The following is a 14959-nucleotide window of genomic DNA, read 5'->3' as shown; positions in this document are numbered from 1 at the left end:
AGCCACAGTCAGACGTGTTTTTGAGGAGTTTTTTGGTAAACGGAGGAGTCATTGTTATGGCATCAACAGTCAACTGGACGGCGATCGATAACGATCCGCGCTTTCAGGCTTTGCACAAGAAAAAAACAACTTTCTTGTGGAGCTTGATGGCTATTTCAACTGTGTATTATTTCTTACTGCCCATTGGGGCGGCTTACTATCCTGAGCTATTCAAAATCAAGGTATGGGGGCCAATGAACGTAGGCATTTTGTTTGCGTTATCCGAGTTCGTGGTGGCATGGACGATTGCGGCTGTTTATGCACGGCGTGCTAACAGTCAGTTCGATGCGATGGCGGCGGAAATCGTCCGTGACTCGAATTTGATCAAGTAAGGAGAGACACATGAAGAAAACTTTTTGGGCAGGTTCAATAGCCCTGTTATTAACGTTGTTGGCAAGCCAGGCTGCTTTCGCAGCAGACGGTGGCGCGGTTGCCGACAAATACAAATGGCTGACTTTCTTGGTCTTCGGTCTGATTATTGGTATGACCATGTACGTGACGTACCGTGCAGCCAAGCAGACCTCTTCAGCGGCTGACTTTTATGCGGCTGGTCGTTCTGTTACCGGTATCCAAAACGGTTGGGCAATTGCAGGTGATTACTTGTCTGCTGCATCCTTCTTGGGTATCGCTGGCCTGATCTCTCTGTACGGTTATGATGGTTTCATGTATTCCGTAGGTTGGTTGGTGGCGTACATCACCGTTTTGCTGGTGATTGCTGAGCCCTGCCGTAACATCGGTAAGTACACCTTGGGTGATATCCTTGCTTTCCGTAACAATCCGAAAGCAGCCAAAACCGTAGCGGCCATTTCAACCGTAACAGTTTCCACTTTCTACCTGACGGCTCAAATGGTAGGTGGCGGTGTTCTGGTTAAAACCCTGATCGGGATTGACTATGAAGTTTCCGTTATCGCGGTTGGTATCCTGATGCTGACTTACGTCGTCTTCGGCGGTATGAAAGCCACCACTTGGGTGCAGATCATCAAGGCCATTCTGTTGGTAACAGCGTCTGTCCTGTTGGTGTTGTTCACTTGGGGTCAATACGGTTTCTCACTGCCGGGCTTCCTGCAAGCGGCGGTTGATAACCCTGATATCCAAAAGCAAGTGGCTAAACTGATCGGTGATGCAGCCACTAACATGACACCGGCTGAACTGGGTCAACGCTTCCTTGAACCGGGTCTGTACTTGAAAAACCCGATTGACCAAATCTCGTTGGGTATGGCGCTAGTACTGGGTACGGCGGGTATGCCACACATTCTGATGCGTTTCTTCACAGTACCTACTGCGCAAGATGCACGGACTTCTGTTCTCTGGGCGATGGGTATCATTGGTGGCTTCTACGTTCTGACTCTGTTCTTGGGCTTGGGTGCTGCGATGAATGTAACCCCTGCTTCCATCATGGCGTTGGATAAAGGCGGTAACATGGCAGCACCGTTGCTGGCACAGTACGTTGGTGGTGGCGCTGATTCAATGCTGGGTAACTTGTTCCTCGCCTTCGTATCCGCTGTTGCTTTTGCAACTATCGTTGCTGTTGTGGCGGGTCTGGTATTGGCATCTGCTTCTGCAATGTCCCATGACTTGTATGTCGGTGTATTCCGTGGTGAAGACGCAACGGCGAAAGAGCAAATCACTGCTGCGCGTGTTGCTACCGTTATCGTCGGTGCATTGGCTATCTATGTGGGCATCGCTGCAAAAGGCCAAAACGTGGCACACTTGGTGGCTTTGGCGTTTGCGGTAGCGGCTTCTTCTAACCTGCCAGCCGTCTTCCTGACGTTGTATTGGAAGAAAGCCAATACCTACGGTATAGTCTCCGGGATGTTGGTTGGTGCAGGATCAGCGATTTTGTTAGTTATGCTGTCCCCCAACATGACTTACCCATTAGCAAAAATTGCTGATGCGAAGAAAGTGCTGGAAGGTACGCCAGTGACGTTGGCAAAAGAAGCAGCACCTGCACAATGGAGCTTCTCTTGTGAACTGTTCGCTAGCCCTGATTGCAAGAAAGAAGTGAAAGCGTCTCCAGAAAAACCGGCTGTTCCGGGTGCTATTGAGAAACTGGCAAAGGCGCAAGCGGATCTCGCAACGTTGACAGATGACGCCGCGAAAGCCGCGAAAACCAAAGAAATTGCTGGTCTGGAAAAATCCATCACGGCGGCTGAAGGCGACCTGAAGAAGTTTGAAGGTCAAACCACCAGCATGATGGGTTTGGAAAAACCGTGGTTTATGCTGAAAAACCCAGGTTTGATTTCCATTATCTTGGGCTTCCTGGTCACTATTCTGGTTTCACTGTTCACGCGTGACCGTCGCGCAGATGAGATGTGGGATGAGCTGTATGTCCGTCAGAACACCGGTATCAATGCTGAAGGTGCGCAAGCACACTAAGTAACGGTATCGTTGTTGCCTTAATAGAGAACCCCCGTCTTGTACGGGGGTTTTTCTTGTCAGCAATCAGGCGTTACGTAATAGTGATGATCTTATTGAGTGTTATGGGAAGGGCATGATGGCTGTCAGTGGCATCGGTTTTTTACGTTTGAATATAGACAATCCGCACGGGCTGGATTCCTATGTGTTGGGTTTTCTGCTGCCAGCATTGGTTTGTGTTATTGCTTATCCATTGGCCAATTTGCTGGATAACGCCAATATTGTGATGTTGTTCCTGCTGGAGGTGTTTTTATGCGCCTTATGGCTAGGGCAAGGACCTTCTTTGGTGGCGGCATTTGCTTCTGTTTTGTTGTTTGATTTTTTGTTTGTTCCCCCCCAGTTTGCCTTATTGACAACCAGTGTTGAGCATATTGTTACTTTGGTGGTCATGTTGGTGGTGGCGTTGTGGACAGGGCAGTTGGCGGCAGTCTTATTAAGCCAGAACCGTGCCTTACAGCTTAGTGAGGAGCGGACCGGTGCGTTGTACCGTATGGCGCGGGAGCTGACCGGAGCGGTGGATCAGCAACAAATGCGTGATATTGCTGCGTGTTACCCTACTAATCTTGCGGCAGATTCGTTAATGGCTATTGCGGGTGAGCGTTTACACTATGCCGAGATGGCGCAGGCCAATTATGTGCACAGTGAAGCCGAGCGTTTGCGTGCCTCGATTTTGTCGTCACTGTCGCATGATTTGCGCACCCCCTTGACTGCTTTGGTGGGGTTGACGGAAACCCTGAGTGTTCAGGGTGAGCAACTCTCGCCACACGTGCAACGTGATATGGTGGAGGCTGTCCACGAGCAAGCGGTGCGGTTGGCTGATATGGTGACCAAGCTGTTGGATCTGGCGCGTTTATCTGCGGGGAAACTCGCCCTGAATCGCGAGTGGCAGTCGCTGGAAGAGGTAACGGGTTCAGCCTTGAGTTTGTTGAAACCCTTGTTGCAACAACATCACCAGCAAGTGCAGGTCACGATTCCCTCAGATTTTCCGCTACTAGCATTTGATGCCGTTCTTATTGAGCGGGTGATTGGTAATTTATTGGAAAATGCCGCCAAACATTGCCCCGATCATACCCTTATCCGTGTGAGTGTCCGCATCGTCGGTGATGGCGCTGAGTTGTGTGTTGCCGATAATGGCCCAGGCTTCCCCCCGCATGTCTTGTTGATGAATACGCATCAGACTGCGGTTGTCAGTGGGCTAGGTTTGGCCATTTGTGCGGAAATTATCAAAGCACATCAGGGGCAACTACGTCTGGAAACGGGTGAGAATGGTGGTGCTCGCGCTTGTTTAATCTTGCCTTTAGGCATACCCCCGCTCATGGAAGATGAGCCCGAAGAGGAACTGTTGTCGTATGAATAGCCATGCCATTTTGATAGTGGAAGATGAACTGCGTATTCGTCAGTTTTTGCGTGTCGCTTTTGAATCCGAAGGATGCAAGGTGTTTGAGGCTGCTACGGTTGCTAATGGACTGGCCTTGGCGGGCGATTGTCGCCCGAATCTAGTGGTGCTGGACTTGGGCTTGCCTGATGCTGATGGGTTGGAGTTTATTCGCACGCTACGTACCTGGTCGGATGTGCCGATCTTGGTATTGTCAGCCCGACATCTAGAAGCCGACAAGGTGGCAGCATTAGATTTAGGCGCTGATGATTACCTTGCTAAGCCATTTGGTGTTGCCGAGTTGCTGGCAAGGCTACGGGCGCTGAGACGTCGTAGGGATAATCGCTCACCAGATGATACTGCCATCATCCAGTTTGGTGAAATTATCGTAGACCGTTCCAAACGTTATATTACGCGTGCAGGTAAGTCGGTGCATTTGACGCCGCGTGAATATCACTTGCTGACTGCTCTAATGGCACAACCCGGTAAAGTGTTAACCCAACGGCAATTGCTACGAGAGGTGTGGGGTGCTGGGCATTCTGAAGATGGGCATTACCTGCGCATCTATATCGGGCGCTTACGCCAGAAGTTGGAGGTGACTCCTGCTGAACCTTGCCACCTGTTGACTGAAACGGGTATTGGCTATCGTTTCACCTTGTAGATGGCGAATTATCAATTTATTTACACCTCGTTTACGCAAGATTGTCCTACAATACCGCCTTGTTTCTTGCAGCGCACAATCGTAAGTTGTGGAATCTTCAGCATCTATTGAAATGGCCAAACAAGTATTGTTGACATTTTGACTGATTTCAGTGGTCGGCTCCTTTGTCGCTATCCTGTGACAGGTGGTGTTAATGAGTACGCACATTAGCTGAATATCAGCTTTAATTTGGCTGATGCCTGATTTTTGATTGTCCTACAATACGCCTTTCTTTTTTCACCACGCAGTTATAAGTTATGGAATCCTCAGCATCTATTGAAATAGCTAAACAAGCATTGTTGACATTTGGCTTGATTTTGGCGGTCGGCTCTTTTGTTGGCATTCTCGCCAAAAAGTTGAAAACGCCGGATGTCGCCATCTTTTTATTGGTCGGAATGCTTCTGGGCCCTGAAATGTTGGGTCTGATCGACATCAAGGCAGATTCAGCTGCTAACCAACTGATTTTGATTTTTGGTTCGTGCTACATCCTGTTCGATGGCGGGGCTTCACTCAAGCTCAAAATATTGAAGGAAGTGTGGTTGACCGTGGTTATTCTGGCGACCTTAGGGGTGCTGATTTCCATGTTGGTCACGGGTGTGGTGGCGTACTGGATTTTGGGCATACCGTTCATCATCGCTTTATTGTTGGGGGCGACCATTGCGTCGACTGACCCTGCGACCTTAGTGCCAGTGTTCCAGCAGGTCAAAATCCGTGAGCGAGTGGCGCAAGCGGTCATGAGTGAGTCAGCTTTCAATGATGCAATGGGGGCGATTGCGACTTTCACCGTGTTGGGAATTGCAATGGGTCATGCAGAGTTTTCCTTGTTCGGCTCGATCGGCGAATTGCTGTGGCAGTCTTGTTTGGGGATTTTTGTGGGGGGGGTGCTCGGCTATTTAGCAGCGGTACTGATTGCCCATGAACGTTTCAGTTTCTTGCTGGAATACGCGCCGTTGGTGACGTTAATGGCCGTGATCGGTGCTTACATGGGGGCGGATGGTGCTCATGCTTCCGGCTTTATGGCGGTGTTTACCTTCGGGGTTATTCTGGGCAACAAGGATATGTTCGGCTTTGCGATGCGTGAGCGTGAAGCGGAGCGGATGGAAGATTATATCCTGACCACGGCATTGATCATGCGCATGTTCATTTTCATCTTGCTGGGTTCACAGGTGAATTTCACCTTGATGAATGAATACTTGGTGGGTGGGGTGATCATCGTGCTGATCTTTATGTTCATTGGTCGCCCGCTGACGGTGTTTGCCTGTGCGGCACTCGACCCTAAAGCCAAGTGGACACGTAATGAGTTGCTATTCATGTGCTGGACCCGTGAAACCGGGGTTATTCCGGGCGCGTTGGCGGGCATGTTGGTAGGGATGAAAGCACCGGGGGCGGATGTGGTAGCTTCAGTCACCTTCATCGCTATTCTGATGACCATCCTGATCCAGGCCACTACCACGAAGTGGGTGGCCGGGAAACTGGGGATGCTGGAAGAGGGCTAAGCGTGAATTAGTGCGGAATCCACTTAAACAGGAATTCCTTTTTCACCAGCACCCACACCAGGGCGATCAACCCGGCATGAATGCTGGTGTTGAGCCAGAAATTGTCATACCCCGGCAACGGGGTATTGGCAATCGCCAGTAATAGAAAAACGTGGATGAAGAACACATACAACGAGGCTTGCCCCAAGGGAATGAACAGCCAGCCCAGTGCCTTGTTGATCGGCTGCCAGCAGCGTGTCATTAGCGCGTAAATCGCCACGAATAACACCACGGCATTAATCAAGCGGCCGATCCCCAGTGTGCTTTTGGGAAAATATTCGTTGTAAAGGTACAGAAAGGTATCCGGCGGCACAAAGTGCAGTTTTGCCCAGTCAGGGAATTGGTCCAGCGGATGGTTCCAAGTGAGCAACATGAACCCTACTGCCAAGGCGATGCAGGCATACACCAGACGCTTGCCCCAATCCGTGGCGAAAAACGCCATCAGTTCTTGCTTGTAATAACCTGCCACCATGCCATGCACATAAATCAACTGCCAAGTCATGATGGGAAACGCGTATTCAAACTGCGCATTGGTGGGGCGGAAAGACGGGTTTGCGCCCAGATTAATCAAGTACAACACCCAGCTTAACCCCAGTAACAAGCCAGTTTTTTGCTTGCTGATCATGAAAAACACCAGCGGGGTAAACAGGATGAACATGGAGACATACATGCCAATGATCTGGAACTGGTGGGGTCCAATCTGCAACAACAGCGCTTTGCTGATTACCTGAAAAATACTGGCATCCATCGGCGGGTAAAGCTGGAAGGTTTTGCCACCATACGGGTCGTGGAAGGTGGTAATGATGGTGCTGTCGATCCACGGCAGGTAGCGGATGGCGGCCACGATCAAAATCATCACCACACTGATGCGGTACAAACTCACCGAACGCTGGATCAGACCCGGCATGACGGCGCTTAAACCGTCCCGTTTCATCTTTTTGCCGTACACCATCCCCACCACAATGCCGGAGAGGATGACAAAAATCTCCGCCGTTGATACCACGCCGATGCGTTCCCAACCGATAAACATCAGGGCTGAAAAGTATTCAAAGTGGCTGGCAAACAGCAGCGGGATAACAAAGCCACGCATTAGGTCAAGGCGTAGGTCGCGGGTTGCACCCGTGTCGGGGTAAGCCCAACTGGAGGGGATCAGCTCGAAAAAAGAGCGTGAGGCTCGTAAGGTTTCTGTCGTCATGGTGTACCGCCATTTATCAGTTTTTATATCGCGTTAATCGATCTTATTGATTAGGATGGTGGTAAGCAAGCATGTGCCGCCATACGGTGCTGCTTAAATCCCTACACACATAACAATAATTTCAGGGGGCAAATCTGTGGCAATCCATAAGCCTGCTGCACGACCTTATCTCTTCCTCGCGGTGCTGGCCTTCGGTCTATTGTTTTCCGTTGTGATGCGCTTGTACCTGAATTTCAATGGTGGACACATCGACGAATACGATTATTTGTTTGTTGCTAAGCAGTTATGGTCGGGTAATGAGTGGCGCAGCTATTTCTATATTTTTGGTTCCAACCTGAACTGGTACATGCTGGGGATGGGAGAGGCTCTCGGTGGGTTAATGGGAGCGCGGGCTGTAGCGGGGCTGTTTGGGCTGTTGTCATTGGCTGGGCTGTATTGCTTTGTGCGTCAGTTGTACGGGTCGGCATTGTTGGCGGGCTTGAGTGTGGCGCTGTTCTCGATGCAGGCGGCTCACATTTTCATCAGTAAATTTGCCACTTACGACATTATTGCTTTGGCGTTTTTCAGCTTGTCGCTGATGCCGTTGTTACGGGCGTGTCAGTCGTCAGGCAGGCAGCGTTATCTGCCTTTGCTGGTCGCGGTGGGTTTGGTTTCGCTGGCTGTTACCAGTAAATACATTGTGGTGGCGTATGTGCCGTTGTTGGTGTTGGTGGCTTTGTGGTTGTCGCCGCTGGTGGGGCTGTTGTTCGGTGCAGGGGTGACGCTGATTCTGGGTGCGTATGTTGCTTGGCATTGGGTGGATTTGCAGGGTTTGTATCGGATTCAGATTCTGGGTGTGCACGGGGCGAATGCGCCTTATGACGATATTTTGCGTATGGAAGGTTTGTATCTGGCTTTGCCGTTGGCGATGTGGCTGGCAGCACTGGGCTGGCAGCGTTATCACCAGCGGGGACGGGCGCTGCGTGACCGCACAACCTTGATCATGCTGGCGCTGCTGGTGTTTGCTTTGCCATTGGTGGCTTACCATTTGCACGGGCAGAACATGATTTCCTTGTACAAGCATCTGGTGTATGCGCTGTTTTTTCTCGCGCCAGTAATGGCGTGGCTGCTGTGGAATGTGATGCAACGTTTCGATTTTAAGCTAGTGGCGCAAGCAGGCGCGTCGGTAGTGGTGCTGGCGATGGTCGGGCTGAACGACAGTTTCTTGCGCGATATGCACCACGGTTACCCGGATGTGCGCCCGGTGATAGCGGCGCTGGCTGCACAGCCGCTGGATGGCAATACCACGATCGCCAGCGAAGACCCTTACCTAATGCGCTATGCCGCTTTCAGCCATTTGCCGCAAAACCACATCAAGGAATTGCAGTGGATGGACAATAACAGGGACGGTAAGTCCGAAAAGAAGGATGTGGTGGAAGCCTTGTGGGATCGTAAGTTTACCTATGTGTTCATGAATAACCTGATCCAGCCCAAAGCCAATCAGGATTTGCGGGGTGTTATGCACAGCCGTGGTTATGAAAAGGTGTTGGAAATCCCTTGGCAGACTTCGCAAGTGATGAGCCATCAGGATAAGGGCGTGCTGGAGTTGTACAAAAGTACTGAGCCTGCGCGAATTGCAGTGACTAACGATGTGATGTTTCAGTAATGGCGAGTATCCCCGCATGGATTTATGTAGTGCTGCTCGTGTCGATCGGGTGTAGCAGTGCCGCACAAATTTTCCAAAAATTGGCTGCACAGGATCTGGCAACGCATGTCGGCTCGCCGTTGCGTTTGTTGCTGAAACGGAACATTTTGCTGAGCATTTTTTTCCTCGGTACTGGCTTGCTATTGTGGTTGGTGGTGCTGGGGAGGCTGGAATTGAGCATAGCCTACCCGATGCTGAGCATGGGGTATGTCGTGGTCATGCTCGCCGCCCGCCAGTTATTCCATGAAATCATTCCGCCGCGCCGCTGGTTGGGTACGGCCTTTATTATGGCGGGGATTTCGCTGTTGGTTGGGGGCGTCGTATGAAGTGGTTACTGATGGCAACGTCGATTATTTGTGGGGCGTTGGGGCAGTTGTTCATGAAGGCCGGAATGCAGTCGGTGGGGGAGCTGGCGGCGTTTTTTCCTGCGCTGCCATTCGGCACGGTGAGCACTGAACAATGGGGCGGAGTGTTGTGGGTGGTGGCGGGCATTGTGTGTTATGGCATTGCAATGCTGGTGTGGATTTATGTGCTCGGGCATTTTGAACTGAGCGTAGCGTACCCTTTGCTGAGCGTAGGGTATATTTTGGTTTATTTAGGCGCAGTGTTATGGCCGCAGATTGGCGAATCGTTCACGTTGGGTAAGACAGTGGGCATTGTGCTGATCATGCTGGGTGTGGCACTGGTAGCAACTCCGACTAAGGCAAATAATCATGAATAACGAACGACCTTACCTGTCTATCATTATCCCGGCTTACAACGAGCAGAGTCGGATTGCCGATTCGCTCTATAAGGTGAAAGATTACCTTTCACAGCAATCCTACCGCAGCGAAATCATCGTGGTGGATGATGGTAGTCGTGACCTGACCACCGAGGTGGTGAAGTTTATCGACATCTACGGTAAGGAAACCAAGGAGCAGGATGAAGGTGAGTTACTGGAAAATATTAAGAATGTTGGTAAAGGTTTTTCCATTGCACGCGGGATGATCAAAGCCTCTGGCGAGATCGTGCTGTTTAGTGATGCTGATCTTTCTACCCCGATTGAGGAGCTGGAGAAGCTGTTGCCGTATTTTGATCAAGGTTATGACGTGGTCATCGGTTCACGCAAACTGGCAGATTCCGAGGTGGAAAAGAAACCGTGGTATCGGGATGCGATGAGTTTGCTGTTCAACCTAGCGGTTCGTGCCCTGTCAGTGCCGGGTATTAAGGATACACAGTGTGGATTCAAGGCATATCGGCGCGAAGCAGCGCAGCGCATTGCCTTGTTGCAGCGTATTTACGGTTTTGGTTTTGACGTGGAACATTTGTACATTGCCCGCAAGCAAGGCTTCAGGATTAAGGAGGTGGCGGTCAAGTGGGAGCACATGGAAGGTTCTACTGTTGATCCGATCAAGGATTCCATTCGGATGTTTATGGATTTGCTGAAGATTCGCTGGTTGCATCGGGCTATTTGACAACCAATTAGCTTCAACCCCCACAGAAATTTTTTTCTGGGGGGGCTTCAGCACAAGCGTTACAACGAACCGTTTTTCAGGTCGTTGGCCAGAAGTTGGTTGAGCCAGCTTGCCACGTTTTTGACGGTAGCATTACGATTGGTATCTTCGTTGATTAGGCGTTTTTGGGTGTTATTCAGACCAAAACCCAAGTGATAGAGACTATCCGCAATCTTGTTAATGGCATTTTTGCCAAAGAGTTGAGTTTTTGCGCCATCGCTTTGCACCAAATGGAAGCCAGTTTCTTCGCCAGCTTCATCATCGCCATGGTAAACCAGCCAACTGTCATAATGGTTGGCTTGGATATAGTTACTTAGGGTTTGTATTTCGGTTGGGGCAATGAGGCCATCCGCAGCAATGCCTGTGGCTTTAATGGCTTGTACGATAATGTGGTTCATCGCATCTGCTGCTGCGGCACCTTCACGTATATCACCGGTTGAGATCTTTTTCTGTAAGCCGGGGTCTTGATAAATAATGTCGATGATCTTATCCAACCCGGTTCCTGTGCTTCCGTTTACTTCGGTGATGGTCGGGTTTTTTAAGGTTCCGGCGCTTAGATCCTGAGCCAGTAGTACATTGAGCCATTGACCAACATTGGCATAGCTAGCGTTTGTGGTGCCGTCTTCGTTCAACAGCTTGTTTTTACGGTGGGATTCAAACCCCAGATGGTAAATGCCGTCTGCTACTGTGTTGATGGCATTTTTGCCAAAGAGGGTGGTTCTTGCACCATCGCCTTGTACCAGATGAAAGCCGGTTTCTACACCATTTTCATCATCACCATGGGATGTCAGCCACTCTGTATGGTGATACTGAAAAATATAGTCGTTTAATTCTCGTGCGTCGGCCGTTGAAATATTGGTGTCATTGGCAACACCTGTTGTGGTAATAGCCTGAATAATCAACTGATTCATGGTATCGGCAGACATAGCGGCTTGCTCAATGTTTGCAGGTGTTACCCGTTTGTTGAGTGCTTTGTCGGTATTGATGATGGTGACGATTTGGTCAAGACCGGTAGCCGTACTGCCGTTATAGTTGGCTGAAGCATGGCCGCTAACACCTAAAAATACCGCAATAGAAACGGCCATTGATAGGGCTCTTTTAGAGGGAAATCTAAACATTATTGTATCCTCATTTATTGGGGGGGGCGGTATACCTTTTACAGTGATTTTACCCATCTATCAATAATGTTAATGACTGGATTGAGTTGTTGCTTAGTATTGATGCAAAAAAAAAGCCGGGTAATCGCCCGGCTAAATCCATCTACAAGAGAGTCAAGAAAAAAATGCATATCGAGTACAAAAGCAGGTCATTCCTGATTTGTTGAAAACAGTTTGTCATAAGTATTATGAATGGTAACGACTGCTCATGACATGCGTAGCCTTAGGGGCGATGAGTGGGGAAATCCACTACCAGCGGCGAATCGGTTACTTCCCATTGCCCTTTTGCGACGTTTTCACCGGTTGCACTATTGAATACCAGATAGCTGTACTTGCCGTAATGCGGCAGTTTTGCCAGCATCTTATCCAGACCGTCGGGGCTGGAGGCATCCAGCAGCACAATGTTCTGTTGCCCGGCGCGTAAACCCAGCGCTAGCGTGTGCAGCCCGCAGGTGTAATTCACGCTATTGAGGGTAAACGCCGCATCGGTCATGTTGAACGGTTGCTTGGCGCGTTCGAGCAAGCCTTGCAGCGCCGCACTGTCGCCACCCAGCAAGATTACCGTGCCGGTATCAGGCAATGGCGCATCGTCGTATTGCACCCGCAGCGTCGGGTCGCGGGCTTTCAGCGCATCCAGCCAGCTTTCCCACGCCACTTGCATGGCTTCATCCGTTTTGCGGGACAGCACGTAGGTCTTGGTTTCTTTGCCGTATAACACGCCAATGGTGGCGGGCATTTCAGCCGCATCCGGCAGGCGGAACAGGTCGAAATCCGGGTCAAGCGCCAGTTGTGCGGGGGCGGCAGGCAGGCTTAACTCAAAGGTTTGGGTGGCTTGTGTCATCGACAAGGTTTCCACTTGCGCGGGGTGTTTGTCAGCAAAGCGGATGTGGGCAGGAATCGCCAGCGGGTAGGCTCTACCGCTTTGTGTTTGTTGCAAGGTCAGTTGCAGGCGGTAGCCAGTACCTTGCGGCGTAAGCGTGTGTGACTGGATGCTCAAACGTGGCGCACCCGTGCTTTCCAGCCAGACTTGCCGGAAGGCTTGGTCGGCGTGCAAGCTGTCCAGCAAGTTGCCAAAGGTGGCGGGGCGGAAACGGTATTCCTGATAGAAAGCCTTCAAGCCTTTGAAAAAAGCCGCTTCGCCAACCTGCTGGCGCAGCATGTGGAACAGCATCAGCGACTTGCCGTAACCAATCGCCTGGGTGGTTTCATCGTGACGGCTGCGGAAATTGGTGAGCGGGAAATCGTTTTGCGAGCCGACAAACGTGGCGTATTTTTGCAAGGTGCTGCGGCGGTATTCGGTGCCTTCGCCCATTTGCTGTTTGATGCGCTGATCGGCAAGGTACGCAGTCAGCCCTTCCGACCAGTTGCCTTGGCTGGCGTCGACATAGACCCCGTTGCCCCACCAATTGTGCAAGATTTCATGCGGAAACGAGGAGTGTAGGATAAACGGCAAGCGCATCACCCGCGAACCGAGCAGCGTGAACGAGGGCATTCCCCAGCCTGTTTCCCAGAAACTCTCCACCGTGGCAAACTTGGCGTAAGGGTACGCGCCCAGCAAGTCGGAATACTCATCCAGATATTGTTGGCTGGCTTGCAGGTAGCGTTGCGCAAGGGCTTCATCTGCTTCCTGCAAATACACCATCGCGGTGGCGTGCTTGCCGGGTTGCTGGTAAACGTGGAATTTGCCTGCCAGTAAGTAAAGGCTGTCTTGTGGTTGGTTTTCCGCCCAGCCATCGCCGCTCTGTTTGCCTTGGCTGAGGCTGACCCAACCTTCGGGCAAGGTGGTGTGCAGTTCAAAGGTGTGCAGCGCATTGGCGCTTTGCGCATACCATTGGCTGGCACCGTCGAGGTAAATGCCTGTTTCATTCAACAGTACACAAGCTTGCGTCAGCCACGCGCAGTCAGGGGTGGAGGCGAGCTTACCACTGTATTTGAGGGTGATCTCCCGCTGCTCTGGTAGAAGTGGAATACTATAGCGGCTTGCTCCCTGCGCGGAGTTCAGCTTGAAGGCCGGGTTGAGCGTGAATTCAAACGCGCCATTTACCCGCAGGCTATCCGGCACTTGCAGCGTGTCTTCCACCTGCAAACGGCCTGTTTTGATGTCAGGTGTGACCCGCAGGTTGTGGTGCAGCACTGGCAAAGCGTCTGCCACTGACAGGGCAGGCAATAACCAAACCAGTAGGACAACAAGATGTTTCAGAATCGGCATAAATCATTAATCCATCGTATGAGTCGTGTCATGGTCATGCTGTTGGTTACGTGCTTGCCTTGGGGGGCGATGGCAGCAACACCGGAAGATGCGTTGGCGTATGTTGACGCACATCCACTGGCTAAGCCGCTCGCAGACACCTTGGCGCAAAACCGGGTGGTATTCGTGGGTGAAGTCCACGACCGTTACGACCACCACCTCAACCAACTGGCTGTATTGCGGGCATTACACCAAAAAAATCCTAACATTGCGATTGGTGTGGAATGGTTCCAGCAGCCGTTTCAAGCGGCGGTCAACGACTTTCTGGCGGGAAAAATCAACGAAACCGAGCTGTTGCGTGGCACGGAATATTTCGATCGTTGGGGCTACGATTACCGCCAGTTACGCCCGATCATGGAATACGCCAAGGCCAACCATTTGCCGGTAATTGCCCTGAATGCGCCGGTCGAGCTGACCCGCAAAGTGTCCAAAGGTGGGTTGGAAGCCTTGAGCAGTACCGAACGAGCGCAATTACCCGCGACGATTAACCCGCCAGATACCGCTTACCGGGCACGGCTACAAAAGATTTTTGCAGTGCATTCCAAGGATAAAACACAATTTGAGCATTTCTTGACCGTACAGCGCATTTGGGATGAAACCATGGCGTACAATGTGGTGAATTATCTGCAAAAACACCCACAGCATCAGGTGGTAGTGTTCGCGGGCGTCGGGCATATCAGCGACGGCGCTGGCATTCCCGCAGATGTGATCCGGCAAATCCCAGCTATCAAGCTAGCCACCGTTGCTAGTGCTAGCTCGTCGGATGCGCCGCCGAACAGTGTTGATCACACGCTACCCAGCCCGTTATTGGAGCTGCCGCCGCTGGGACGGTTGGGTTTGTTGTTGAATAATCAGGAAGATAGTCTGGTAGTTACCGCATTAGACCCCAATAGCGGTGCAGTGAAAGCAGGTGTGCGTGAGGCTGATCGAGTGGTCAGTTTGGAGGGCGTGACTATCCATAATATGACTGACCTGAAACTAGTGTTGGCACAATACACCGCAGGTGAAACGGTGACGTTGGTCGTGCAGCGTAGTGGGGAAAAAGATTTATTATCCTATGCAGTGAGATTACATTAAATAAAATCTACATTAGAGAAATCTATTTTTAAGCATCTGTG

At 51.0% G+C, this 14959-nt stretch carries 13 protein-coding genes; 10 read left to right on the top strand and 3 right to left on the bottom strand.

Going from position 1 to position 14959, the window contains the following annotated elements; translation table 11 throughout:
- Positions 1-56 precede the first annotated feature (56 nt).
- The 5 genes from Q394_RS0107755 to Q394_RS0107735 all read left to right on the top strand — a co-directional run bounded on the left by Q394_RS0107755 (position 57) and on the right by Q394_RS0107735 (position 6025).
- Entirely contained in the window at positions 57-371 is a 315-nt protein-coding gene (locus Q394_RS0107755) for a DUF485 domain-containing protein (protein ID WP_028488777.1), read from the top strand.
- 10 nt (positions 372-381) lie between these two features.
- Positions 382-2415: a solute symporter family protein gene (locus tag Q394_RS0107750; RefSeq protein ID WP_028488776.1), complete on the top strand. Its 2034-nt coding sequence runs from the start codon at positions 382-384 to the stop codon at positions 2413-2415.
- Between the two features lie 115 nt (positions 2416-2530).
- Positions 2531-3811: a DUF4118 domain-containing protein gene (locus Q394_RS0107745; protein WP_084260390.1), complete on the top strand. Its 1281-nt coding sequence runs from the start codon at positions 2531-2533 to the stop codon at positions 3809-3811.
- On the top strand, positions 3804-4490 hold the full coding sequence (locus Q394_RS0107740; RefSeq protein ID WP_028488774.1) for a response regulator: 687 nt from the start codon (positions 3804-3806) through the stop codon (positions 4488-4490). Before Q394_RS0107745 ends, Q394_RS0107740 begins: the two co-directional genes overlap by 8 nt.
- Positions 4491-4786: 296 nt before the next feature.
- A complete protein-coding gene (locus Q394_RS0107735) occupies positions 4787-6025 on the top strand; it encodes a cation:proton antiporter (protein WP_028488773.1) in 1239 nt (412 codons plus the stop codon).
- A 7-nt stretch (positions 6026-6032) separates the two neighbouring features.
- Here Q394_RS0107735 and opgC read toward each other — a convergent pair whose 3' ends face one another.
- Positions 6033-7259 carry an OpgC domain-containing protein gene (opgC, locus tag Q394_RS0107730; protein ID WP_028488772.1) on the bottom strand — a complete coding sequence of 409 codons (1227 nt, stop codon included), beginning with the start codon at positions 7257-7259 and terminating at the stop codon, positions 6033-6035.
- Between the two features lie 136 nt (positions 7260-7395).
- Here opgC and Q394_RS0107725 point away from each other — a divergent pair, with 136 nt between their 5' ends.
- From Q394_RS0107725 to Q394_RS0107710, 4 genes are read left to right on the top strand one after another with little or no spacing between them, the layout of a single operon-like run.
- Positions 7396-8904, top strand: a complete 1509-nt coding sequence (locus Q394_RS0107725) for an ArnT family glycosyltransferase (RefSeq protein ID WP_028488771.1) — start codon at positions 7396-7398, stop codon at positions 8902-8904.
- Positions 8904-9269: a DMT family transporter gene (locus Q394_RS0107720; RefSeq protein ID WP_028488770.1), complete on the top strand. Its 366-nt coding sequence runs from the start codon at positions 8904-8906 to the stop codon at positions 9267-9269. The genes Q394_RS0107725 and Q394_RS0107720 overlap by 1 nt, the downstream gene beginning before the upstream one ends.
- Complete coding sequence (locus Q394_RS0107715) at positions 9266-9664, top strand: DMT family transporter (RefSeq protein ID WP_028488769.1); 399 nt, start codon at positions 9266-9268, stop codon at positions 9662-9664. The genes Q394_RS0107720 and Q394_RS0107715 overlap by 4 nt, the downstream gene beginning before the upstream one ends.
- The gene (locus tag Q394_RS0107710) at positions 9657-10397 is read left to right on the top strand and encodes a dolichyl-phosphate beta-glucosyltransferase (RefSeq protein ID WP_028488768.1); all 741 of its coding nucleotides are present in this window, start codon (positions 9657-9659) and stop codon (positions 10395-10397) included. Before Q394_RS0107715 ends, Q394_RS0107710 begins: the two co-directional genes overlap by 8 nt.
- A 59-nt stretch (positions 10398-10456) precedes the next feature.
- On the opposite strand, the gene Q394_RS0107705 is transcribed toward Q394_RS0107710, so the two are convergent.
- Positions 10457-11521 (bottom strand): hypothetical protein, encoded by a 1065-nt coding sequence (locus tag Q394_RS0107705; RefSeq protein ID WP_028488767.1) that lies wholly within the window; start codon positions 11519-11521, stop codon positions 10457-10459.
- Between the two features lie 295 nt (positions 11522-11816).
- Complete coding sequence (locus Q394_RS19525) at positions 11817-13802, bottom strand: M1 family metallopeptidase (protein WP_051543074.1); 1986 nt, start codon at positions 13800-13802, stop codon at positions 11817-11819.
- A gap of 30 nt (positions 13803-13832) precedes the next feature.
- Here Q394_RS19525 and Q394_RS19520 point away from each other — a divergent pair, with 30 nt between their 5' ends.
- Positions 13833-14918, top strand: a complete 1086-nt coding sequence (locus Q394_RS19520; protein WP_051543071.1) for a ChaN family lipoprotein — start codon at positions 13833-13835, stop codon at positions 14916-14918.
- The last annotated feature ends 41 nt before the right edge of the window (positions 14919-14959 follow it).

It is taken from the genome of Thiothrix lacustris DSM 21227 (assembly GCF_000621325.1).
GTDB classification, from domain to species: Bacteria; Pseudomonadota; Gammaproteobacteria; order Thiotrichales; family Thiotrichaceae; genus Thiothrix; species Thiothrix lacustris.
Note: the sequence above shows the minus strand (reverse complement) of the source record. Positions and strands in the feature narration are given on the sequence as shown.